The following is a 22,311-nucleotide window of genomic DNA, read 5'->3' on the forward strand; positions in this document are numbered from 1 at the left end:
AACCCCTTTAGCACTGGCTGTGCCAAACTAAAAAACTACATAAATATATGATTTATAAGGATATATATCTTTGTGCGAGGTGTGTTTGCGCAAGAGTTTGCAAATATCCTTGATGGTGTTGTGCAGGCTTTTTCAAAAAGCCTGCGTCGATGATTTTGATGGAACTGTTTGGAGACGGTTTGCCACATAGGGAAACACTCTTCCAATCCTGATCTGTTTATGAAAGTTGAATCGCCCAGCGATGTACAAAAAGTCCTGCAACAGGATCCGCCCAACGTCGATGCCGCCCAGGTGCAGACGAGGAGTCCGGGTGTCGATGAGCTTGCCTTCAATCAGGACCTGATGTTTAACAACGTGCCGAAGCGGCAGGCGGTGGGTGAGAGCGTTATGCCTATCGAGCAACTGGCGCAGCTTTACGACCAGTTGGGCCACCCGGCTCAGGCGAAGCTTGCCGCGATCACCCGCATGGTGCGGCACTATCTGATGCGCGAGCCAAGTATCGACACACTGCTGGAAATCACCGGCAACGATCCAGCGCGAACGTTTGTGGTGCTCCACCAGGTAATGGCCCAGGCGCAGGCCGCAAGGGACAAAGACGAGGCAAGGTTGGCCCAGGATGCCCTTGCCAGGCTCAATATTCGCTTTAAACGGGAAATCCAGGCCGGCCTGAACATCGCCATGACCTTGCAGGCCGCGGGTGCCGACCCGCAAGAACGCCAGGCGGTGCGCGACCTCTATTACGCCAGCGTGGTCACTCGTCAGTCCCTGGCGACGATGATGAAAGAGCTGTTGCGCGTGTACGGTGCCGAACGGTTTTCGCAAGGCCTGAAGGTCATGCGGGGCGCCTTGTCGGACGACATCGCGGCTCACGTGCCGTCGGTGCCTACCGCTTTGTTGCGCTCGTTGCTGCGGGGGCTGCAAAGCTGCTCACAGCTGAGCGGCGTGTTGTCCAACTGCGAGTCGTTGATCCGGCGCCTGAACCTTGAGCAGGATGCGGTGAGCCTGTTGCAGCGCCTGCTGGGCTATGCCGGTACGGGCGTTGCGGCCTCTGAAGTGCAGCGCCTGGCGGATGATCTGTTGGCCCCTGGCCGGCCTAGCCCGCTGGTCTCCCTCAATGCGCTGTACCCAGTGATTCAACAGATACCCCTGGGTATTTGGCTGGACGGCCAGACGCGCCGAGACGCGCTGCACAACTTTTTGTTGGTGATGGATGAGTGTGTCCGGGTCGAGCGGGGGCCTGGGGGGCCGGTTGCTCAGAGGAGGGGCCTGTGACTGCGCTGTCGAGCATCAATGGGCTGCTGCTCAAGGTTGCGCAGCGCGCCGAAGTGCTGGGCGCCGTGGTGGTCATGGCCATTGTGTTTATCTTTATCGTGCCACTGCCCACTTGGCTGGTGGACATCCTCATTGCGGTGAATATCTGCATCTCGTGCCTGTTGATCGTACTGGCCCTGTACCTGCCGGGGCCGTTGGCGTTTTCGTCGTTTCCGTCGATTTTGTTGCTGACCACCATGTTCCGCCTGGCGCTGTCGATTGCCACCACGCGCCTGATCCTGCTGGAACAGGATGCCGGTGAAATCGTCGAGGCCTTCGGTAATTTCGTGGTTGGGGGCAACCTGGCGGTGGGCATGGTGATCTTCCTGATCCTGACGCTGGTGAACTTTCTGGTAATTACCAAGGGCTCCGAGCGTGTGGCCGAGGTGTCGGCACGTTTCAGCCTGGACGCAATGCCCGGCAAGCAGATGTCCATCGACAGTGACCTGCGTGCCGGGCTGATCGACGGTACGCAGGCGCGGGACAAGCGCGAGCAGCTGTCTCGCGAAAGCCAATTGTTCGGCGCGATGGATGGCGCCATGAAATTCGTCAAAGGCGATGCCATTGCAGGCCTGATCATCGTAGTGGTCAACCTGCTGGGTGGTTTCTCGACCGGCATGTTCCAGCACGGCTTGAGCGCGGCAGAGTCCATCTCGCTGTACTCCGTGCTGACCATCGGTGACGGCCTGATTGCGCAGATCCCCGCGCTGCTGATTTCGCTCACGGCCGGCATGATCATCACCCGCGTAGCGCCGGATGGCCGCAAAGGGGTCAGTAACATGGGCGCCGAAATTGCCCGGCAAATGACCAGCGAGCCCAAGAGTTGGGTGATTGCCTCGGTTGGCATGCTTGCATTTGCGATCGTGCCTGGCATGCCGACCCTGGTCTTTATCCTGATCGCGCTAAAGACCGGCGGCCTGGGTTATTACCTGATGCGCCAGCGTCAGCGCGAGCAGGCGCCGCGAACCGAACCGCAGCAGCCGGTTCGCCCGGAAGAGAACGGCGATGAGGACGTGCGCGGCTTCGACCCGTCGCGGCCGTACTTGCTGCAGTTCAATCCGGTATTTTACGACACGCCTGAGATCCTGGACATCGTCAGGAAAGTCCGCCAGGCCAGGAATGCGCTGGTGGCCAATATCGGTCTGACATTGCCACCGTTCGACGCCGAGTTCAGCGACACGTTGGCAGTCGATGAGATGCGTTTTTGCGTGCATGAAGTTCCGGTGATGGTGGCGACCCTGAGCGACCGCATCGCTGTCGAGTATGCGGCGTTTGCACAGCCCCCTGAGCAGGGTGAGCGCGGACGCATCGAGCGCGACGAGCAGGATTGGCTGTGGCTCGCGCCGGATGACCCTTTGCTGGAAGATCCCGACCTCGAACGGTTCACTGCCCAGCAATTGATCGTCGAGCGCATGACGCGCGCGATGATGCTCAGCGGGCCGCGGTTCCTGGGCATTCAGGAGAGCAAGTCGATTCTCAGTTGGCTGGAGCAGAACCAGCCAGAACTGGTGCAGGAACTGCAACGCATTATGCCGCTTTCGCGGTTTTCGTCGGTACTGCAGCGCCTGGCCAGCGAAGGCGTTCCGCTGCGTGCCGTGCGGCTGATCGTCGAGTCATTGATCGATTACGGGCAGCATGAGCGTGAACCCGAGGCTTTGGCCGATTACGCGCGTATCGCCCTCAAATCGCAGATCTTTCACCAGTACAGCGAGGCCGATGGCCTGCATGCCTGGCTGCTGTCGCCGCAGACGGAAAATATCCTGCGCGAAGCGCTGCGCCAGACCCAGAGCGGTGTGTTCTTCGCCCTTGAAAACGATCACAGCACGGCGCTGGTCAACCTGCTCAACCAGGCATTCAGCGTACGCGCCAAAACCCGCAGCGTGATGCTGGTGGCTCAAGACCTGCGCAGTCCGCTGCGGACCTTGCTGATCGATGAATTCAACCATGTACCGGTGCTGTCCTTTGCCGAGCTTGGCAGCACCTCCAAAGTCAAAGTGCTGGGGCGCTTTGACCTTGGGCAGGAAGAGTTGATGCGCGGAGCCGTGGCATGAACAGGCTGTTGCTACGGGCAGAGAGAGGCGCTCGATGATGTTCGAACTGCGTGTCCTGGACGGTTTGCATCAAGGGGCGGCACTGCCGTTGTTTGGTGAACAGTGGAGCATCGGTGCTCACGCGGACGCCGATCTGGTACTCGATGACCCGGGGGTTGCCGAGCACCACGCACGGTTGCGGCTGACCGGTCAGAACTGGTCGGTGCAGGCCGAGGCGGGGTTGCTGCACGGGCACGATGGGCAGGTGCTGGCGCAGATCACGAGCCTTGCGCTGGGAGTGCCGTTTTCGGTGGGCTCCACTCGATTGTGTGTCAGCCTGGCTGATCAGCCCTGGCCTGGCGCGTCCTCTGCGGTGCCGGTTGAACCTGCGCCACTGCCGGTTGAACCGGCGCGGGGGCTGAAGTTATCCGCCATCTCAAACGTGCAGCAAAAGCGCTTGATCAGCCTGGCGCTGGTGGGGGCAGTCATCATTATGCTCGTGGGCCTGGTCTCCACGGGAGAGAAAGACGCTCAAGCCTCCTTGATGCCGCCCGCGGTGCAGAAGGACGAACTCGCTTCGCCGTTCGACGTGCGCAAGCAGTTGCTGAAGATGCTCAACGAGCGCGAACTGGGCCAGCGGGTCACCGTGCAAGTGATCAATGACCAGGTCGCGCTCAGCGGGGATGTGTCACAGGAGGACATGGACCTGGTGACGCGCATGCTCGATCGCTACGGCGAGATGTTCGACAGCAGCGTGCCCGTGATCAGCCGCGTGCGCCTGCACGATAACTCGTTGCCATTCAAGATTGTGCAGATCGTCGGCGGGTCGAACGGTCATGTGGTGCTGGAGGAGGGCAGCCGGCTGTTTGTCGGTGATGAAGTGGAAGGCCTGCGCCTGGTCTTGATCGATAACAACAAGGTGGTGTTCGATGGCGCGCAGCGTTACGAGGTGCGTTGGTGAGTGCGGATCTGCAAGCGCGGCTGGACGCCTGGCAGCAGCGCCAGGCACAAGCGCTGGCCGGCTTTGCGCCGGTGACGATGCGGGGTCGTATTCAACGCGTCAATGGCATGTTGCTGCAATGCCGGTTGCCCCATTCATGCATCGGCGACCTGTGCCAGGTGGAAAAAAAGGCCGGCGATTACATGCTGGCCGAAATCATCGGTTTCGATCAGCAGGATGCGGTGCTCAGTGCATTGGGCAACCTGGAAGGCGTGCGCGTGGGCGCCAGCGTGGAGCGCCTCGGGGTGTCGCATCGGGTGCAGGTCAGCGAGGCGTTGCTGGGCCAGGTGCTGGACGGCTTCGGACGCCCGATCGCAGGGGAAGGGCCGAGTGCTTTTGTCGAGTCCGATAGCCCGGACACCAGCGCCGTATTGTGCGAGGCACCGCTACCTACGGAGCGGCCGCGCATCAACCGGGCGCTGGCCACCGGCGTGCGCTCCATCGATGGCCTGTTGACCCTGGGCGAGGGGCAGCGCGTCGGCTTGTTCGCCGGGGCCGGTTGCGGCAAGACCACGCTGCTGGCCGAGATCGCGCGGAACGTGGAGTGCGATGTGATTGTGTTCGGCCTGATCGGCGAGCGAGGCCGGGAACTGCGCGAGTTCCTCGATCATGAACTGGATGAGCAGTTGCGCGCCAAGGCGGTGCTGGTGTGTGCCACTTCGGACCGCTCCAGCATGGAACGTGCCCGTGCGGCGTTCACGGCGACGGCATTGGCCGAAGGTTTCCGCAGCAAGGGCCAGCGGGTGCTGTTGCTGATCGACTCGCTGACGCGTTTTGCCAGGGCCCAGCGTGAAATCGGCCTGGCCGCCGGCGAGCCGTTGGGCCGCGGCGGCTTGCCGCCTTCGGTCTACAGCCTGTTGCCGCGCCTGGTCGAGCGCGCCGGGCTGACAAACGAGGGCGTGATTACCGCGATCTATACGGTGCTGATCGAACAGGACTCGATGAGTGATCCGGTGGCAGACGAGGTTCGCTCGCTGCTTGATGGCCACATCGTGCTGTCGCGCAAACTCGCTGAGCGCGGGCACTACCCGGCGGTGGATGTGCTGGCCAGCCTTTCACGGATCTTGAGCAACGTCGCCGACCCCGAGGATATTCGCGCCGGCACGGCGTTGCGGCGCCTGTTGTCGGCGTATCAGCAGATCGAGTTGATGCTCAAGCTGGGAGAGTACCAGGCCGGCAGCGACATTCTCACCGACCTGGCGGTGGACAGTCGCCAGGCGGTCGACAGTTTTCTGCGCCAGGATCTGCGCGAACCCACACCGATGATGACCACGCTGGAACAACTTAAGGAGCTGACCGGCCATGTCCCTTTCTAACGGATTGCTGGGTGAGATCGAGACCCTGCGTCGCCTGCGTCGGCACCGGGCAGACCGTGCCGAGCGTGCCCTGAGTGAGGCAAAACGTGCCCAGCAGACTCTGCTTGTGCATATCCGCCAGGCCGAGGAACGTCTCGAGCAGACCCGGCAGGATGAGGCTCAGCGAAGTGCCGAGCTGCTCGGCCGGCATCAGGGCCAGGTGCTGAGTTTTCAGGCGCTGAAATCCTGGGCCGTACAAGAGCAGGCCCTGAGCGCCAGCACCCGTCACGAGCAGGGGCAACTGTACGCGTTGCAGGGACAGCAGGAAGAAAAACAAATCCACGTCAGTGCCGCCCAGAAGCAGGTCACCGCGTGCCTGCGCCAGGTGGAAAAACTTCAGGAATTATCCAATTTGTTGGCTCAGGAGCCGATATGACCCAGGTTTCAAGCAAGCCATACGAACGTCCACGGCCGCGTGAATCGCGCGAGGACCGCGACCCGGCAATGGCTGGTGTGGTGCCTTGGGAGCAAGGACGGTTATTTGCCCAGTTGTTTGGTGATGACGCTGCGCACACAGGGTATGGCGCTGCCCAGTCGGGCACGGGGATGCCGGCCGCTGTCGCAATGATCGACGCGCTTGCCGAGCAACTGGCACCCCAGGTGTTGGGTGCGGCGCAATGGCCGTTGCAGGCGACGTTGTACATGCCGCGCCTGGGGCGGATCAACGCCAGTGTGCGGCGAGAGCAGAACGTCTGGGGCATTGAATTGGAGGCAGAGCATGAGGCGACGTCGCGCTGGCTCTGCGGCGTGCGGCAACAGTGCCAGGAGCGTATGGCGGGGGCACTGGGCTCGCCGGTCAGCCTGCATTTGCCCGATGCTCGCCCGGCGTGATGCTCTCGCGTCTGGTGCTGCCGCAGATCCCGGGGGACACCGTTGCCGCGCGACGCCGACTGGGGCGTGGCTTGAGTTTGCCATTCGAGGTGGCCGGAGCCCGTGGTGAGCTGCGGATGGAGCCTGGGCCTGCGCCCGTCAGTGCCCCATCGCTGTGTTTTGAAACGGTTTGCGGGGTACTGGCATTCGCCCAGCCGGGGCCGGTACTCAGCCTGCTGGGCGAGTGCCCGGTGACGTTGGCCCCGTCCGGCAATGACCCGGATTCGTGGTTCTGGGCCTTGTTCCAACATCACTTGAGCCCGCAGATCAGCAGGCTGCTGGGCGACGTTCGCTTGAGCGAGTCCGCCCGCCCTGAGGGCTTTGGCTGTCGTCTGGTGGTGACATTGGGAGCCTCCCGTGTGGATGCCTATATGTGGCTGACGCCACAGAGTTTCCTCTCGTTGTGCGCGGCCGGCCCCTGGCGGGGCATTGCGGCACCGCTGCCGGCAGCGTTTCAACTGGCGATCGCCGTGACCGTCGGGCGTGTGCAACTGCCCTTTGCACAGGTGCGCGGCCTGCAGGCCGGCGATGTGCTGGTGTTCGAACAAGCATTTTTTCAAGCGCAGGGGCCCGGCCATCTGCAGGTCGGCAGGCAGCAACTGCACGGTTGCATTGACGATGACGCCGGGCCGTTGCGGCTTACTGTTACTTCTATCGAGGACGTGGGTGTGGATGAGGACTTTGCAGTACCTGGCGTGGCCGGGCCTGAGGCGGATGAACCCGTGGTGGATGTATTTGGCCACGAGCCATTCGATGAGTTGAGCATGGCGTTGAATGTGCGTTGTGGAACGCTGAATCTCACCCTCGGCGAACTGCGCAACCTTGCGCCAGGTTCGGTGCTGGGCATCAGTGGTTTCGCACCGGGCATGGCCGGTCTCTACTACGGTGACAGAGCCATTGGCCTCGGGCAGTTGGTGGAGGTGGACGGGCGCCTCGGGTTGCAGATGTCTCGTGTGAATTTTTCCCGATGAGCTTGCAAGGAATCGATCCTCTCGTTCTGGCGCTGTTTCTGGGCGCGTTGTCATTGATGCCCATGCTGCTGATCGTGTGCACGGCGTTTCTCAAGATCGTGATCGTGCTGATGATTACCCGCAACGCCATCGGCGTGCAGCAGGTGCCGCCGAGCATGGCCATCAACGGCATCGCACTGGCGGCGACGCTGTTTATCATGGCGCCTGTCGGCTACCAGATAGCGGAGGTGGTCAAGGTTTCGCCGCTGGACCTCAGCAGTGTGCAAAGCATGCAGCAGACCGGCCGGGAGGCCATCCAACCGCTGCGTACATTCATGCTGCGCAATGTTGACCCGGATGTGCTGACCCATCTGCTGGAAAATACGGCGCGCCTGTGGCCTGCCGAAATGGCCCGGGAGGTCCAGCGTGAGGACCTGATCCTGCTGGTCCCGGCGTTTGTGTTGTCGCAGTTGCAGGCCGGGTTCGAGATCGGCTTTCTGATCTACATCCCGTTTATCGTGATCGACCTGATCGTCTCCAACCTGCTCTTGGCGCTGGGCATGCAGATGGTCTCGCCGATGACCATCTCCCTACCGCTCAAATTGCTCCTGTTCGTGCTGGTCTCCGGCTGGTCACGGTTGCTCGACAGCCTGTTCCTTTCCTATCTCTGAGTCGCTTATGGAACCTATCGTGCTGTTCAAGCAGGGCATGTTGCTGGTGGTGGTGTTGTCGGCGCCGCCGTTGATCGTGGCCGTGGTGGTAGGGGTGATGACCTCGCTGGTGCAGGCGCTGATGCAGGTTCAGGATCAGACGCTGCCCTTTGGCATCAAGCTGGTGGCGGTGGGGATCACGCTGATCCTTACCGGCCGCTGGATCGGTGTTGAGTTGATCCAGTTGATCAACCTGACCTTTGAAATGATCGGCCGTTCGGCCCTGAACTGAGGCCTGGCCTGTGCTGCCGTATGTGGAGTATCTACCGAGCCTGATCATCGCCATGGCGCGGATCTATCCGTGCGCCATATTGGTGGCGGCATTCTGTTTTCAACATATTCGCGGTATGCCCCGGCATGCCATCGTGATGGTGCTGGCCTTGCTGCCGGCACCGGGCATCCATGCGCTGTTGGCGGGTCAGGACTATTCGATGCTGATGCTTGGCGGGTTGGTCCTCAAGGAGGTCATCCTCGGGCTTGTGCTGGGGGTGTTGCTGTCGATGCCGTTCTGGATGTTCGAGTCGGTGGGGGCGTTGCTGGACAACCAGCGCGGCGCCCTGGCCGGTGGGCAGCTCAACCCGTCGCTGGGGCCGGACGCGACACCCTGCGGGCACATGTTCAAGCAACTGGCGATATTTCTGTTGATGGTCAGCGTCGGCTTGGGGGCACTGACCCAGGTGATCTGGGACAGTTACCGGATATGGCCGCCCACGGTCTGGTTCCCGTTGCCGTCGGCCAACGGGATGGGGGTGTTTGTGGATCTGCTCGGCGACACCTTCATGCACATGATGCTCTACGCCGCGCCCTTCATTGCGGTGCTGTTATTGCTGGAATTCGGTATTGCGTTGCTGGGGGTTTACAGTCAGCAGTTGCAGGTGAGCACGCTGGCGCCGCCGCTCAAATGCCTCGCGGGGCTCGGCATTCTGCTGTTGTATTTTGCGTTGTTACAGGACTTGATTGTCGGTCGCATGGGCCTGCTCGGTGATCTCAAGCATTCACTGGCGCTGCTGTTCAAGGTCGGTTCAGCATGAGTGACTCAGGCGAAAAGAAGCACCCCGCGTCGGCCAAAAAACTGCGGGACCAGCGTAAGAAAGGCCAGGTCTCCCAAAGCCAGGATGTGGGCAAGTTGCTGGTGTTGACGGCCATCAGCGAGATCGCGCTGATGACGGCCGAGACCAGCATGCAACGTTTCCAGCAGTTGATAGTGCTGCCGATATCGCGCATGAACCAACCCTTTATGCGAGCACTGGAAGAAGTGTTGTTCGAGGGGCTGGCGCTGTTTTTTTCGTTCGCCCTGTTGATGGCCGGGGTGGCGATTGCGATGAAGCTGATCAGCAGTTGGATGCAAATCGGATTACTGTTTGCACCAGAGGTCCTGAAACTCGATTTCAATCGCCTCAATCCGCTCAATCAACTCAAGCAGATGTTCTCCGCACAGTCGTTGATCAACCTGTTGTTGAGTATCGCCAAAGCGTTGCTGCTGGGTCTGGTGTTGTACGTGGTGATCATGCCGTCGCTGGGTGCATTGATTAACCTGGCCAATAGCGACCTGCAAAGTTACCTCCTCGCATTGATCACGTTGTTCCGCCACTTGCTGCACGCTTGTCTGGGGTTGCTGCTGGTGTTGGCGCTGATCGATTTTTCCATGCAAAAACACTTTTTTGCCAAGCGCATGCGCATGACCCAGGTGGAGGTACTCAAGGAATACAAGGACATGGAAGGCGACCCCCACGTGAAAGGGCAACGGCGCTCGCTCGCCTTCCAGTTGGCCCAGGAGGAGCCCAAGGTCAAGCTGCCCAAGCTGGAGGAGGCCGACATGCTGGTGGTCAACCCGACACACTTTGCCGTGGCCTTGTATTACCGCCCTGGAAAAACCCCGCTGCCTCTATTGGTGGACAAAGGCACGGACGCCGATGCTCGCCAGTTGATCGCGCGGGCGAAGGCCACAGAGGTTCCGGTGATTCAGTGTGTCTGGCTGGCCCGCACCCTCTACCCCCAACAGCTGGGGGCCAGCATCCCTCGGGAAACCTTGCAGGCCGTAGCCATCATCTATCGCACGTTGCGTGAGCTGGATGATGAAGCCAAGCGTGAAACCCTCGAGCTGCCTGAGCTTGAACAGCGTTGAGCAGCAGGCAGCTCGGGGGCAGTCATCGCTCCAGCGACACCGTTTGATAGTCCGCACGTTCTCCCGCCGGGCCGGGTTCGGCGCGCATCTGCGGTGGCCACCAGATGATCAGCTTGTTCGGAGACGATTGCGGGCGAGAGCAGGAGTCGCCCTTGCAGGTTGGGGTGCAACCGGCGACAAGCAACACCGCGCCGATCAGGGAGGCGTATAACATTTTGTGCTTCATGGTTTGGCCTTCTGGGCTGGGCTGATCAATGAGGGGCGAGGTACACCGAGATGTTCATCCTTGACCACCGGGCGCATGGCGATAAACACCTCGGCTTCTTCACCCGGCTTGAGCCACGCACGTGGCCAGACGCTGACGGCCAGGGTGTGCGAATTGCTGCACTCCTTCTCATCGATGCGCACATTGCGGTTGAACGTGTTGCGCAGCACCACGACGGCCACGTTGTATTCCGGGCCGGCATACCACTGGCTGCGTTCGGTGTTTAGCTCAAGTAATTTTCGGGTATCGCACAAGGTGTTCAGGCTCAGTGGCATGGGGGCCGCCTTGAACGTCTTGGGCACTTCGCCACTGACCAGGCGCGCCATAGTGTTGATAATGTCGCTGCGCTTGATCACCGGCGCGTGAGGGGCCGTGCGCCTGGCCAGCGGCGCAAGGGCGGTCTGCAGTTCTGCCTGGTCGGCCTGCGGCAGGTAGCGCGACGGGTCGGACTGGTCGCCGATCACCCGTGGGGTCAGGATGAACAGGCGTTCACGCCGGTTGTTCTGCCGTTCGGTTGAGGAGAACAGCGCCTTGCCCAGCAGTGGAATATCCCCCAGCAGCGGGACCTTGTTTTGCTTGTCTGTGCTTTCGGTGACATGGAAGCCACCGACCACCAAGGAGCGTTTTTCCGCCATGACCGCCTGGGTGCTGACCTTGCCCTGGCTGGTATTGGGGTTGCCGTTCACGGGGTTGGGCGCACCGAAATTACCGTCCTCGATATCGATCGCCAAATGCACTTGATGGCTGCCGCGGCTGGTGATGACCCGCGGTATGACACGAAAGCTGGTGCCAACGATGATCGGCATGATCGTTACGTTGTCGCGGCCGGGCGTGAGGTACTGGGTGCGGTTGAAGTCGATGACCGCAGGCTGGTTTTCCAGAGTCAGTACAGAAGGGTTGGAGACCATGGTTGCCAGCCCCTTGGCCTCCAGCGCGCGGATGTCGGCGTAGAAGCGATCGCGGTTTTCAATTGATAGCTGGGAAGTGGTGCCGGGTGCGAAATTCGTGAAGCCCGCGCTGAAGCGGCTGTTCTGGAAGCCCCAGTTGACCCCGAACTCACGCAGTTGCGTGCGCTCGATGTCGAGGATAATGGCATCGATTTCCACCAGCTTGCGTGCGACGTCGAGTTGGGTGATCAACTCGCGGTACATGACCTGGCGCTCGGGTAAGTCGTAGATCAGCACAGCGTTGTTGCGCACATCGGCTTCGACGCGGATGCGGCTGCTGCTCGCAGGAGCGCGTGGGGTCAGTGTCGCGCCCGTTTCCAGTTGCCCGGTGTTGGTGCCGAGCATCTGGCCTAGCAGCGGGTTTCCCAGGCGCGGAACATTCGGCACCAAAGGGGAGGGCTGGGTAGCCGCGGGACGTGAGTTCATGTCTGAGATAGCCGACGAGGGACGTGGCTCCAGCAGCCCTCGCAAAATGCTGGCCACCCCGGGGATTTTCAGCTTCTCTCCACGATAATCCACCAAACGATCCGCCGCGTTAGCGAACTTCAACGGGTAGCTCAACACATTTTGCTTCTCGTCCGGCGAGCGACGCTGGCTGCTGAATTGCTTGATCTGCTCGATGTACCGCCGCGGGCCGGAAACCAGTACGACGCCTTCCTCGGGCAACTCGCCCCAACCGAACCGGCTGTCGAGCAAGCCTATATCAGTCAGTGCCTGCTTGAGATCGGCGATGGTCTCGGAGGAAACCTCCAGTCGCGTCGACTCTTGCTGGTCCAAGGTGCTGATATAGAGCGTGTTGTTGTACAGATACCACTGGAAGCGGTGTTCCACGCCCAGCCTGTCGAGCATCGATTGTGGGGTGTTTGCGCGTATCTTGCCGTTGACGATGCCTTCCAGCAGGCCTTCGACTTGCAGTTGGGTACCAAAGGTCTGTGCGAAGTCTTCGAGCACCTCGCGCAGCGGTTTGTGCTCGGCCTCGTAGGCGTAGGCCGTGTTTTTCCATTCGGGAGGGATGGCAGCGAAGCTGCTGTGTGAAGCGCTCAGCAGCCAAGGCAGTACGATCAGACCGGGCCAACAGCGACGTTTTTGCGTGTGATTAGGCGAAACGTTGCGCAAGCAGTCAGGCTTGTCAGTCTTGTTATTCATGGGAAGTCTCTGAATTTGGCGGAAGCGGAGGTTGCGGGGAGGACGAGGACTGCAGCGTGTTGGCAGGGGGGGCCTCGATTCGCGAGTGCCCACGTCCTGTACTCAACCATACTCAGGGAATACCATCGAAGACGATTTTTCCCTGATCGGCCCGGTAGTTGGTCAGGGCCTGAGTGGTAGTCAGAAGCTGGTTCGCACTCATCTTTGTGTCCAGCGTCTGATTCAACAACGCCGCGAATGTTTCGCTATCCAGTTCCTCGTAGGGCGTTTTTCTCATCTGATCCATTTGTTTTGTGACGGTGTCCAGCTTTCGGTACTGCTGTTGGTGCTGCCGGTAATCAAAGTTCATAGGGGCATCCTCCAGTGACGTGCCCCTGTGTGTGGTTCAAATTTGGTAACGGTTCCAGGCGCCGATCATGCAGTGGCAATGTCCGGGCATTTCTGGATATTTCCTACTTGCGCGGCGGCTGCGGGTCCAGCAGAAACAAGCTCTCGACGGCGCGCTGCCATTCAACGTGGAAACTGCCTTCTTCAGTTTCCAGGATGAGTGTCTGGGGCGGGAGGGCGTCGTCCAGACGCAGGCTCCAGCGCACCTCGGTGTTGATATGCAGCCACTGCTCCACGTGTGCTTGATCGGCGGGATGGCAGGCCAGCGCGGCGTTGGGGCGGGGGATCAGTGGGTCCAGCAACTTGTTGAGCAAGGCACTGATGCGCTCAGCGGGAGGGGTCATCTCCAGCAAGCTGCTTAGCGCCTGTTGGGTGATGGTAGTGGCGAATCTTTCACACTGGTCGCCGATTGTCTGTCGTTCGGCTTCCCACCGCTGCAGTTGGTGGTTGGCACGCTGCCAGAACTCTTCGTGCGCCTGCTTGAGTATTTGCGCGCTCTGCTCTTGCGCCTGCTGCAGCAGCGTCTCGGCCTGCGCCTGGGCGTTGTCGAGCACATGTTCTGCGCGCTGGTTGTCGGCGAGCAGTTCCCTTGAGATCACGGGCTGTGACAGGCTGGCAGAAGACGTCAATAATTCAATCTTGCGTCGGCAGAGCATGATTGAGGTTCTCCGCGGGTAGGGTGACATTGTTGGCCAGGGCGCTGGCACGCCAGATCACGGCTTGCCAGACAGTGTCGAGCTTGCTGGCGGCTGGTATCTGAAGTGCGCTCTCGAGTAGTTGCACCCGCTGGCGGGAGAAGCTGAGCCGCAGGCGCTGCCAGATGGCAGGGTCAACCCAGCTACGCAGGTAATACAGAGGGTCGACGCTGGGTTTGTGGGACGCGGGGGGGAGCGCCATGGACAGACGCGCGCACCATTCGCGTTGATCCGTGCTCAAGGCGCTGTCGTGCTGTGGATGGTAAATGCCCTCGACCAGCGCCAGCATCAGTTCCCGTTGCGCGGTCGGTGCCAGCACCAAGTGCAACAGGGCTGGGGAGGGGTGAATCGGCAGGCACGGGGTAATGCCCAGTGCGACACCTATGCGTTCATGCCGGCTTCGGCACAGTGTCTTGGCGGCAGGTGAGTCCAAGTCGAAGGGCCACCAGTCCTGTTGCGAATGGCTCCAGGGAGATGTCCACCAGCGTGCCCATTGGTACAGCTCATTCATGGAGTGCGGTGCTTGGTGGGTCATTGACCTGTGCCATTTGCGGGCTTAGTTTTTTCCGAAGCCAGAATGCCAACCCTGCGGCCGATAGCGCCAACGCAATCAGCAGTGCTGCCAGCGCTGTCTGCCAAAACGTCAGATCTTTCTCGGGTACCAAGAAAGCCCCGAAATAGGTCAGGCGTTCCTGTTCGACATAGGCGGTTGCAGGTACGAAGGTGACGGTGAGCTTTTCTGGGTTGTCCACCGTGGTCGTCATGCCTGGGATGCTGCTGGCGACCATTCTGCGCACACGTGGTCTGATGTTGTCGGGGTCCAGGCGCGGGTCATGCTTGATAAAGACCGAGGCCGATGCAGGTTGAACGGGTTCGCCCGGGGCCACGCGTTCGGGTAACACGACATGCACCCTCGCGACGATGACCCCGTCGATGTTGGATAACGTGGCCTCCAGTTCCTGTGATAACGCGTAGATGTAACGGGCCCGTTCCTCCAGGGGGGTGGAGATGACACCCTCCTTGCGGAAAATCTCTCCCAGCGTGGAACGCGCGGTTCTGGGCAGCCCCGCGGCCTCCAGCGTGCGCACCGCGCGGGCGATGTCGCTGGTTTTCACCCGAACGACCACACCGTCCTTTTCCAATGTCTTTTGGGCGCGGATTTGTTTATCCGCCAGCTCGGCAATGACATCGTTGGCTTCCTGCTCGGACAGTTGGCGGTGAAGTTCGATGCGTTCACCACAGCCGGCAAGGAGGAGTGCCAGTGTTAACAGTAAACAAGTGATGAGACGGCTGCGCATAGGTTTCCTATTGCAGATTGGTGGTTTTTTCCACCATTGCAATACTGTGTTTGATGACTTTCACTGAAACTGACAGGAGTTCCTTGCTTTCAACCAACGCCAGGGGCACTTGCATTGCCTTTAGGGAGTGCTTGCCGCTGGCGAAGTCTTTCAACCCTCTGGATACCAGGTCTGACTTGCTCTTGAGGGCAGTGGATTGCTCCGCCAGATAGTGAGCGCCAATGGCCGGAGCCGAGGGCTTTGGACTGCTATCGCTCATCAACGCGGAGGCAAAAAAATGGCTGTCGAGCGTGGAGTCGGCAGGCGTTGTCATGTCGTTTCTTTGTACAAGCGTTTGAGGCTGTGAGACCCACTCGGTTTTCGAAAGCATTTGACACTCCAAGTGTATCGGTGGGGACTTGCCTCCTCCATCAATGAACTGAGGAGACAAGTCGTTTGATGCTTAACCCTTTGATTGGCCAATCTGCTGCATAAGTTTGTTGTTGAAGTCGACCTTCATGCCTTCTACGGTTTGGTAGTGGTTCTGCCCATTTTTCCGGCGCTGATTTTGTAGTTGAAGCGCCGTGAAGGTGTCGTTGTCTATCTCGCCGAATGCGCCGGTGATATCGTTTCCGCTTCCGTATCCGTTTGTGTAAATATTATTACTGTTGTATCCGGTAATAGTGTCAATAGCCATATTAATCACCTGATTTCAATATAGTCAGTGCCTAAATAATAGACATATAGCATGCCTAAAATCTTCAGAGCCTAGGCTCGTCAATTGAGTGGCAGAAGAGGTAGAAAACGTTCCAGAATTATATTTCTAAAGTATTTCTGAAGTGTTTCTAAAGATGTTTTCGTCGAGTTTAGGTGGATGCCTAGGTCAATATGTTCAAATGCTTCAAACGGTAATACAGCGTTCGCTTGGCAACGCCCAGTTCTGCGGCGACACGCTCCACGCAGTCCGCATGACGTTTCAACGACTCCTCGATCAATGACTTTTCGATTTGCTGCAGGCGCTCTTTCAACGGCATGAACCGAGCATCTTTTACCGGCGAATCGAGGGGCCGCATGCCCAACACAAAGCGTTTGGCTGCCGAACGTAATTCGCGGACATTACCCAGCCAGCGGTGGCAGAGCAATTGTTGGAGTAACGTATCGGTTGGTGTAGGCGCGGGGCAGTCGAAGTATTGCGCTTCTTGTTGCACCATATCCATAAACAGCGGAATGATTTGCTCTTGCCGGTTACGCAGTGGCACAAGGTTGATGCTCACGACATTCAGGCGAAAGTAAAGATCACGTCGAAAGGTGCCTTGTTCGACCATGTCATGCAGCGATTGCTGAGCGGACGCGATGACGCGCATGTCCACTGGGATGAACCGGGTCGACCCCAAGCGCTCGACACCGCGCGACTCCAAGACTCGAAGCAGTTTGGCCTGCAGGGGCAGCGGCATGCTGTCGATTTCATCCAGGTACAACGTACCCAGGTGTGCGGCTTCGATAAAGCCTGCCCTCGACTGCACTGCACCGGTATAGGCGCCACTATTGACCCCGAATAATTGGCCTTCGGCGAGAGTTTCCGGGATGGCTGCACAGTTAACGGCGACCAGGTTTCCACGGCGGCCAGACAAACGATGTACCCGTTGCGCCAAGGTATCTTTGCCGGTGCCGGTTTCTCCTAGTAATAGGATGTCTATATTAAGTGTTGCGGTCGTATTGAGGGTGCTTTCAATTTCCGAGCCTGCAATAAAGAGGGGATCTACTTCATTGTGCTTGTGAATAAAGACCGACATCGTAAAGAGGCTCCGCCAACGCTATTGCTTTATGGCTGGGCGAACGACCTGTTAGCCTCGCCAGCAGGTCGAAACTTATCAGGGTGGGAGGTAGGGTTGAAAGGGGTAAGCAGCTAAAGTGTTGTAGGATAAACGGAGGGCCTATGGTGGTTGTGTGGTTTTGATGCGCACTGTATATGTAAGATTAATCTTAAATTTGTTTATCTATGACAATCAGGCAGGTACAAAAAAGCCGATGCATTGCATCGGCTTTTTATCTGCAGCGTGAAACTTATACGTTGAAACGGAAGTGCATCACATCGCCATCTTTCACGATGTATTCCTTGCCTTCCAGGCGCCACTTACCCGCTTCCTTGGCGCCGGCCTCACCCTTGAACTGGATAAAGTCGTTGTAGGCGATTACTTCGGCACGGATAAAGCCTTTCTCGAAGTCGGTGTGGATCACGCCGGCGGCCTGTGGCGCGGTGGCGCCGACCTTGACGGTCCATGCACGGACTTCTTCGACACCGGCGGTGAAGTAGGTCTGCAGGTTGAGCATTTCGTAACCGGCGCGGATCACGCGGTTCAGGCCAGGCTCTTCCAGGCCCAGGGCCTCGAGGAACATGTCCTTCTCTTCGCCGTCATCCAGCTCGGCGATTTCGGCTTCGATCTTGTTGCACACCGGCACCACGATCGCGCCTTCTTCGTCGGCGATGGCCTTGACCACGTCGAGCAGCGGGTTGTTCTCGAAACCGTCTTCGGCGACGTTGGCGATGTACATCACCGGCTTGGTGGTCAGCAGGTGGAAGCCTTTGATCACGGCCTTCTCGTCGGCGCCCATGTTCTTCATCAGGCTGCGTGCCGGCTTGCCTTCGGTGAAGTGTGCGATCAGCTGTTCCAGCAGCGCTTTTTGAACCACGGCGTCTTTGTCGCCGCCCTTGGCGTTACGTGCGACCTTCTGCAATTGCTTCTCGCAGCTGTCGAGGTCGGCGAAGATCAGTTCCAGGTCGATGATCTCGATGTCGCGTTTCGGGTCGACGCTGTTGGAGACGTGAATCACGTTCTCGTCTTCAAAGCAGCGGACCACGTGGGCGATGGCATCGGTTTCACGGATGTTGGCCAGGAACTTGTTACCCAGGCCTTCACCTTTCGACGCGCCAGCCACCAGGCCCGCGATGTCGACGAATTCCATGGTGGTCGGCAGGATGCGCTTTGGATTGACGATGGCCGCGAGGGCGTCCAGGCGTGGGTCCGGCATCGGCACGATACCGCTGTTGGGTTCGATGGTGCAGAAGGGGAAGTTCTCCGCCGCAATACCGGACTTGGTCAGGGCGTTGAACAAGGTGGATTTGCCGACGTTGGGCAGGCCGACGATGCCGCAATTGAATCCCATGGTGTTTCCCCTCGGATAAAGAGTCAGGCCTTCTGGCTGTGCAGGTTTTTCATCGCGCGGTTCCATTCACCGGCGAAGATATCCGGCAGCACGCCGAGGGCAAAGTCGATGCTGGCATCGAGTTTTTCCTGTTCGGCGCGTGGCGCACGACCCAGGACGAAATTTGAAACCATACTGGCAACGCCTGGGTGGCCAATGCCGAGCCGCAGACGGTAGAAATTATTCTGATTGCCCAGCTGCGCGATGATGTCGCGCAGGCCATTGTGCCCGCCATGCCCACCGCCGAGCTTGAGCTTGGCAACACCGGGTGGCAGGTCCAGTTCGTCATGGGCCACCAGGATTTCTTCGGGTTTGATCCGGAAGAAGTTCGCAAGCGCCGCCACGGCTTGGCCGCTACGGTTCATGTAGGTGGTGGGAATCAGCAGACGAACATCCTGACCCTGGTGCGAGAAGCGCCCGGTCAGGCCAAAATACTTGCGATCGGCCACAAGGTTCACACCTTGCGCGTGGGCGATGCGCTCAACAAAAAGGGCCCCCGCGTTATGCCGGGTCTGTTCGTATTCGGCGCCTGGATTTCCCAGGCCAACGATCAGTTTAATGGCAGTCACGACAGGGGCCCTTCCTTTGGAGTTGTGGATAACATCGCCAAACCAAGGTGCGGCGAAAGTGGACAACAGTAGCTCATTTACTCAAGAGTAAACGTCGCGTTATCGCCCGCTTTCTCGCTACGTTTCGGTCCGCGATGTTTCCTCAAGCTCCGACGTTACAGAGTGATTTACTCTGCAGCGTCTGCTTCTGGAGCAACGCGTGGAGCGTGTACGTTTGCAACAGCTTTGTCATCACCGTGAGCCAGTGCAACAAACTCAACGCCTTTAGGGGCCTTGAGGTCGGACAGGTGGATGATGGCGCCAACTTCAGCGGTCGACAGGTCGACTTCGATGAACTCAGGCAGGTCTTTCGGCAGGCAGGTCACTTCGATTTCGTTCACAACGTGAGAAATCTCGCCGCCTTTCTTGACCGGAGCTTCTTCGCCGACGAAGTGCACAGGCACGACAGCGGTCAGTTTCTGGCCAGCTACGACGCGAACGAAGTCAGCGTGCATGATGAACTGCTTGGACGGGTGACGCTGCATCGCTTTAACGATGACGTTCTGCTTGGCGCCGTCGACGTTCAGCTCGATAACGTGGCTGTAGGCAGCTTCGTTTTCGAACAGCTTGGCGATTTCCTTGGCCAGGATGGTCACGGATTCAGCAGGCTTGTTACCACCGTATACAACGGCTGGGACGTTGGCGGCGTGACGCAGGCGGCGGCTCGCACCTTTCCCCAGGTCAGTACGCGCTTGAGCGTTCAGAGTAAAGTCAGTCATTTTGTATCTCCAAAATAGCCATCATCGAGTGGCGTTTGCGACCAGCGCCGTTCTCGATATGGGCAAAAAAGCCCCGCCCCGACAGAATGCCGGGGCGGGGCGCTTTTCGTCAGTGAAATGATCCGAAGGTATGACCCTTAACGGAACATCGCGCTGATCGATTCTTCATTGCTGATGCGGCGAACCGCTTCGGCAACTACCGGTGCAATATCCAGTTGGCGGATACGCGAACAGGCTTGAGCTGCAGCGGACAACGGGATGGTGTTGGTCACCACCAGTTCGTCCAGCATGGAGTTCTCGATGTTCTCGATCGCTCGGCCCGACAGCACAGGGTGTGTGCAGTAGGCGAAGACTTTTGCGGCACCGTGCTCTTTCAAGGCTTTCGCCGCGTGGCACAGGGTGCCGGCGGTGTCGACCATGTCATCAACCAGAATACAGGTACGCCCTTCGACATCACCGATGATATGCATCACTTCAGAGTGATTGGCTTTTTCACGGCGTTTGTCGATGATCCCGAGGTCCACGCCCAAGGATTTGGCAACAGCCCGTGCACGCACGACGCCACCAATGTCCGGGGATACGATCATCAGGTTTTCAAAGCGCTGGTCTTCGATGTCATCCACCAGTACTGGGGAGCCGTAGATGTTATCTACCGGAATATCGAAGAACCCCTGGATTTGGTCAGCGTGCAGGTCAACCGTGAGAACACGGTCGATACCTACCACGGTCAGCATGTCAGCGACGACTTTCGCGCTGATGGCCACACGTGCGGAGCGCGGACGGCGATCCTGACGGGCATAACCAAAGTAAGGGATTACAGCTGTGATTCGAGTCGCTGAGGAGCGGCGGAAGGCATCAGCCATCACGACGAGTTCCATCAGGTTATCGTTGGTCGGAGCGCAAGTCGGCTGAATAATGAAGACGTCTTTACCGCGGACGTTTTCATTGATCTCGGCTGTAATTTCACCGTCGGAGAACTTACCGACAGAGATGTCACCGAGAGGGATATGCAGCTGACGTACGACACGTCGAGCCAGATCGGGGTTGGCGTTCCCCGTAAAGACCATCATCTTGGACACGCGCAGTACCTAGAGGCTGAGGGTAACCTGGATGAGTATTAGAAAATGGCAGGGGCGGCTGGATTCGAACCAACGCATGGCAGGATCAAAACCTGCTGCCTTACCGCTTGGCGACGCCCCTGTATCTGTTGCAACGAGTGCCTAACACTCGGTTCCTTTTAGAGCAGACTTTGCAGCTTGCGATGCAACATCGAAACGTTGCTTCCTTTTGCTACAAACCCTGTAAGGGTCTCTGTAAGAAGGGCCGAGACTTTATCAGCTTCAGCTTTGTTTGGGAAGCCCCCAAACACACAACTTCCAGTTCCGGTTAATTTTGCTTCGGTAAAATCACCTAACAAATTCAAAGCGTTACGTACCTCTGGATAACGCCTTGCTACAACCGGTAAGCAGTCATTTCGACTGTTTCCCTTGGGAACGGGGCGCACTTTAATGGGAGAAGAGTTACGTGTCAACAACGGATCTGAAAAAATTTCTGCTGTACTTACAGATACTTGCGGCACAAGTACGACATACCACGGTTCTTCGGGCTCTACAGGGGTGAGTTTTTCCCCGACACCCTCAGCAAATGCGGCGTGTCCACGCACGAAAACCGGGACGTCCGCGCCCAGCGTAAGGCCCAGCGCCGCCAGGCGATCGTGGTCCCAGCCGAGTTGCCACAAGTGATTCAGACCCAGCAGTGTGGTGGCCGCATTCGAACTGCCGCCGCCGATACCACCGCCCATGGGCAAGATTTTATCGATCCAGATGTCGATGCCGAGCGAGCAGCCAGATTGTTCCTGAAGTTTTTTTGCGGCCTTCACGATCAGGTTGCTGTCGTGGGGCACGCCTTCGAATTCGGTATGCAGCTGGATCACGCCATCGTCGCGTACGGCGAACGTCATCTCATCGCCGTAGTCGAGAAATTGAAACAGCGTCTGCAACTCGTGGTAGCCGTCTTCACGACGACCCAGGATGTGCAGCATCAAATTGAGTTTTGCAGGGGAGGGCAGGGTCAAGCGTTCTACGGTCACGTTATTGTCCCAGTTTGCGTGGTTGCCAGTCCTTGATCACCAGCGTGACGTCAAGGTTGGTGCCATGCAGCTTGATTCGTTCAGGCAGCCAGTAACCGCTTTGCTGCACGTAGCTCAAATATTCGACTTGCCAGCCATCCTGCTCCAGGGTGGCCAGGCGGCTGTCACTGTTAAGGCTCAAGCGGCTTTTGCTCTCAGGCGCGGGCAAGCCGCGTACCCACCACACCAGATGCGACACTGGCAGCTTCCAGCCGATCTGTTCTTCCAGCAATGTTTCCGGCGATGTCGCTTCATAGCGGCCCTGATTGGCCACTTCCAGGCTGACTTGCCCTGGTCGGCCGGTCAGGCGTGCCGCGCCGCGGCCCAATGGGCCGGACAGGCGGATGTCGTAGTAATCCTGGCGTTGCAGCCAGAACAACGTACCGCTCCCGGAATCTTTCGGCGCACGAACACCGACTTTCCCTTCGATCTGCCAGCCATCGATGCTGGCGAGCTGATCCTTGTGCTGTTGCCATTGCGCCGGGTTGCCCTGGCCCTCAACGGATTCGCGGGTGCCGACGCCCGCGCAACCGGCGAGCAGGGCGATAAGACTGAAGACTGCAACGTGGCGCAAGAACATAAGC

General features: G+C 58.9%; 26 protein-coding genes and 1 tRNA gene. 11 read left to right on the top strand and 16 right to left on the bottom strand.

Annotated elements, in window-relative coordinates:
- Positions 1-219 precede the first annotated feature (219 nt).
- From sctW to sctU, 11 genes are read left to right on the top strand one after another with little or no spacing between them, the layout of a single operon-like run.
- On the top strand, positions 220-1,272 hold the full coding sequence (sctW, locus tag AC3ISR_RS03595; RefSeq protein ID WP_192297844.1) for a type III secretion system gatekeeper subunit SctW: 1,053 nt from the start codon (positions 220-222) through the stop codon (positions 1,270-1,272).
- Positions 1,269-3,362, top strand: a complete 2,094-nt coding sequence (gene sctV, locus AC3ISR_RS03600) for a type III secretion system export apparatus subunit SctV (protein WP_192297806.1) — start codon at positions 1,269-1,271, stop codon at positions 3,360-3,362. Before sctW ends, sctV begins: the two co-directional genes overlap by 4 nt.
- A 37-nt stretch (positions 3,363-3,399) precedes the next feature.
- Entirely contained in the window at positions 3,400-4,302 is a 903-nt protein-coding gene (locus tag AC3ISR_RS03605; RefSeq protein WP_192297805.1) for an FHA domain-containing protein, read from the top strand.
- Entirely contained in the window at positions 4,299-5,657 is a 1,359-nt protein-coding gene (locus AC3ISR_RS03610; protein ID WP_192297804.1) for a FliI/YscN family ATPase, read from the top strand. Before AC3ISR_RS03605 ends, AC3ISR_RS03610 begins: the two co-directional genes overlap by 4 nt.
- Entirely contained in the window at positions 5,644-6,072 is a 429-nt protein-coding gene (gene sctO, locus AC3ISR_RS03615) for a type III secretion system stalk subunit SctO (RefSeq protein ID WP_463984566.1), read from the top strand. The genes AC3ISR_RS03610 and sctO overlap by 14 nt, the downstream gene beginning before the upstream one ends.
- A complete protein-coding gene (locus tag AC3ISR_RS03620) occupies positions 6,069-6,527 on the top strand; it encodes a type III secretion system HrpP C-terminal domain-containing protein (protein ID WP_463984567.1) in 459 nt (152 codons plus the stop codon). The genes sctO and AC3ISR_RS03620 overlap by 4 nt, the downstream gene beginning before the upstream one ends.
- Entirely contained in the window at positions 6,527-7,537 is a 1,011-nt protein-coding gene (locus tag AC3ISR_RS03625; protein WP_463984568.1) for a FliM/FliN family flagellar motor switch protein, read from the top strand. Before AC3ISR_RS03620 ends, AC3ISR_RS03625 begins: the two co-directional genes overlap by 1 nt.
- Complete coding sequence (gene sctR, locus AC3ISR_RS03630; protein ID WP_463984569.1) at positions 7,534-8,187, top strand: type III secretion system export apparatus subunit SctR; 654 nt, start codon at positions 7,534-7,536, stop codon at positions 8,185-8,187. Before AC3ISR_RS03625 ends, sctR begins: the two co-directional genes overlap by 4 nt.
- Before the next feature lie 7 nt (positions 8,188-8,194).
- Positions 8,195-8,458 (top strand): type III secretion system export apparatus subunit SctS, encoded by a 264-nt coding sequence (gene sctS / locus AC3ISR_RS03635; RefSeq protein WP_192297799.1) that lies wholly within the window; start codon positions 8,195-8,197, stop codon positions 8,456-8,458.
- Between the two features lie 10 nt (positions 8,459-8,468).
- Positions 8,469-9,257, top strand: a complete 789-nt coding sequence (gene sctT, locus AC3ISR_RS03640; protein WP_192297798.1) for a type III secretion system export apparatus subunit SctT — start codon at positions 8,469-8,471, stop codon at positions 9,255-9,257.
- Positions 9,254-10,351 carry a type III secretion system export apparatus subunit SctU gene (sctU, locus tag AC3ISR_RS03645; protein ID WP_463984570.1) on the top strand — a complete coding sequence of 366 codons (1,098 nt, stop codon included), beginning with the start codon at positions 9,254-9,256 and terminating at the stop codon, positions 10,349-10,351. Before sctT ends, sctU begins: the two co-directional genes overlap by 4 nt.
- Positions 10,352-10,373: 22 nt before the next feature.
- Here sctU and hrpT read toward each other — a convergent pair whose 3' ends face one another.
- The 16 genes from hrpT to lolB form a co-directional block, all read right to left on the bottom strand.
- Positions 10,374-10,577, bottom strand: a complete 204-nt coding sequence (gene hrpT / locus AC3ISR_RS03650; protein ID WP_192297796.1) for an HrpT family type III secretion system protein — start codon at positions 10,575-10,577, stop codon at positions 10,374-10,376.
- The gene (gene sctC, locus AC3ISR_RS03655) at positions 10,574-12,709 is read right to left on the bottom strand and encodes a type III secretion system outer membrane ring subunit SctC (protein ID WP_463984571.1); all 2,136 of its coding nucleotides are present in this window, start codon (positions 12,707-12,709) and stop codon (positions 10,574-10,576) included. Before sctC ends, hrpT begins: the two co-directional genes overlap by 4 nt.
- 112 nt (positions 12,710-12,821) lie before the next feature.
- Positions 12,822-13,058: a hypothetical protein gene (locus AC3ISR_RS03660; RefSeq protein WP_192297794.1), complete on the bottom strand. Its 237-nt coding sequence runs from the start codon at positions 13,056-13,058 to the stop codon at positions 12,822-12,824.
- A 103-nt stretch (positions 13,059-13,161) separates the two neighbouring features.
- Positions 13,162-13,752 carry a type III secretion system stator protein SctL gene (sctL, locus tag AC3ISR_RS03665; RefSeq protein WP_225595296.1) on the bottom strand — a complete coding sequence of 197 codons (591 nt, stop codon included), beginning with the start codon at positions 13,750-13,752 and terminating at the stop codon, positions 13,162-13,164.
- Positions 13,730-14,302 (bottom strand): type III secretion protein, encoded by a 573-nt coding sequence (locus AC3ISR_RS03670; RefSeq protein ID WP_463984572.1) that lies wholly within the window; start codon positions 14,300-14,302, stop codon positions 13,730-13,732. Before AC3ISR_RS03670 ends, sctL begins: the two co-directional genes overlap by 23 nt.
- The gene (gene sctJ, locus AC3ISR_RS03675) at positions 14,295-15,089 is read right to left on the bottom strand and encodes a type III secretion system inner membrane ring lipoprotein SctJ (RefSeq protein ID WP_192297792.1); all 795 of its coding nucleotides are present in this window, start codon (positions 15,087-15,089) and stop codon (positions 14,295-14,297) included. The genes AC3ISR_RS03670 and sctJ overlap by 8 nt, the downstream gene beginning before the upstream one ends.
- 7 nt (positions 15,090-15,096) lie before the next feature.
- The gene (locus tag AC3ISR_RS03680; RefSeq protein WP_192297791.1) at positions 15,097-15,402 is read right to left on the bottom strand and encodes a hypothetical protein; all 306 of its coding nucleotides are present in this window, start codon (positions 15,400-15,402) and stop codon (positions 15,097-15,099) included.
- Positions 15,403-15,531: 129 nt separating this feature from the next.
- Positions 15,532-15,765 carry a hypothetical protein gene (locus tag AC3ISR_RS03685; RefSeq protein WP_192297790.1) on the bottom strand — a complete coding sequence of 78 codons (234 nt, stop codon included), beginning with the start codon at positions 15,763-15,765 and terminating at the stop codon, positions 15,532-15,534.
- 181 nt (positions 15,766-15,946) lie between these two features.
- Positions 15,947-16,861 (bottom strand): sigma 54-interacting transcriptional regulator, encoded by a 915-nt coding sequence (locus tag AC3ISR_RS03690; RefSeq protein ID WP_463984574.1) that lies wholly within the window; start codon positions 16,859-16,861, stop codon positions 15,947-15,949.
- 271 nt (positions 16,862-17,132) lie between these two features.
- Positions 17,133-18,233, bottom strand: coding sequence for a redox-regulated ATPase YchF (gene ychF, locus AC3ISR_RS03695; protein ID WP_192297788.1), 1,101 nt, complete (start codon positions 18,231-18,233; stop codon positions 17,133-17,135).
- A gap of 23 nt (positions 18,234-18,256) precedes the next feature.
- Positions 18,257-18,841, bottom strand: a complete 585-nt coding sequence (gene pth, locus AC3ISR_RS03700; RefSeq protein WP_017735148.1) for an aminoacyl-tRNA hydrolase — start codon at positions 18,839-18,841, stop codon at positions 18,257-18,259.
- A 167-nt stretch (positions 18,842-19,008) separates the two neighbouring features.
- Entirely contained in the window at positions 19,009-19,599 is a 591-nt protein-coding gene (locus tag AC3ISR_RS03705) for a 50S ribosomal protein L25/general stress protein Ctc (protein ID WP_192297787.1), read from the bottom strand.
- A 137-nt stretch (positions 19,600-19,736) separates the two neighbouring features.
- Positions 19,737-20,678 carry a ribose-phosphate pyrophosphokinase gene (locus tag AC3ISR_RS03710; protein ID WP_003208392.1) on the bottom strand — a complete coding sequence of 314 codons (942 nt, stop codon included), beginning with the start codon at positions 20,676-20,678 and terminating at the stop codon, positions 19,737-19,739.
- Between the two features lie 46 nt (positions 20,679-20,724).
- Positions 20,725-20,799: transfer RNA gene (locus tag AC3ISR_RS03715), tRNA-Gln, on the bottom strand.
- A gap of 37 nt (positions 20,800-20,836) precedes the next feature.
- A complete protein-coding gene (gene ispE, locus AC3ISR_RS03720) occupies positions 20,837-21,640 on the bottom strand; it encodes a 4-(cytidine 5'-diphospho)-2-C-methyl-D-erythritol kinase (RefSeq protein WP_463984586.1) in 804 nt (267 codons plus the stop codon).
- 49 nt (positions 21,641-21,689) lie between these two features.
- Entirely contained in the window at positions 21,690-22,307 is a 618-nt protein-coding gene (gene lolB / locus AC3ISR_RS03725) for a lipoprotein insertase outer membrane protein LolB (RefSeq protein ID WP_192297785.1), read from the bottom strand.
- Between the last annotated feature and the right edge of the window lie 4 nt (positions 22,308-22,311).

This window comes from Pseudomonas sp. GL_117, assembly GCF_057835125.1.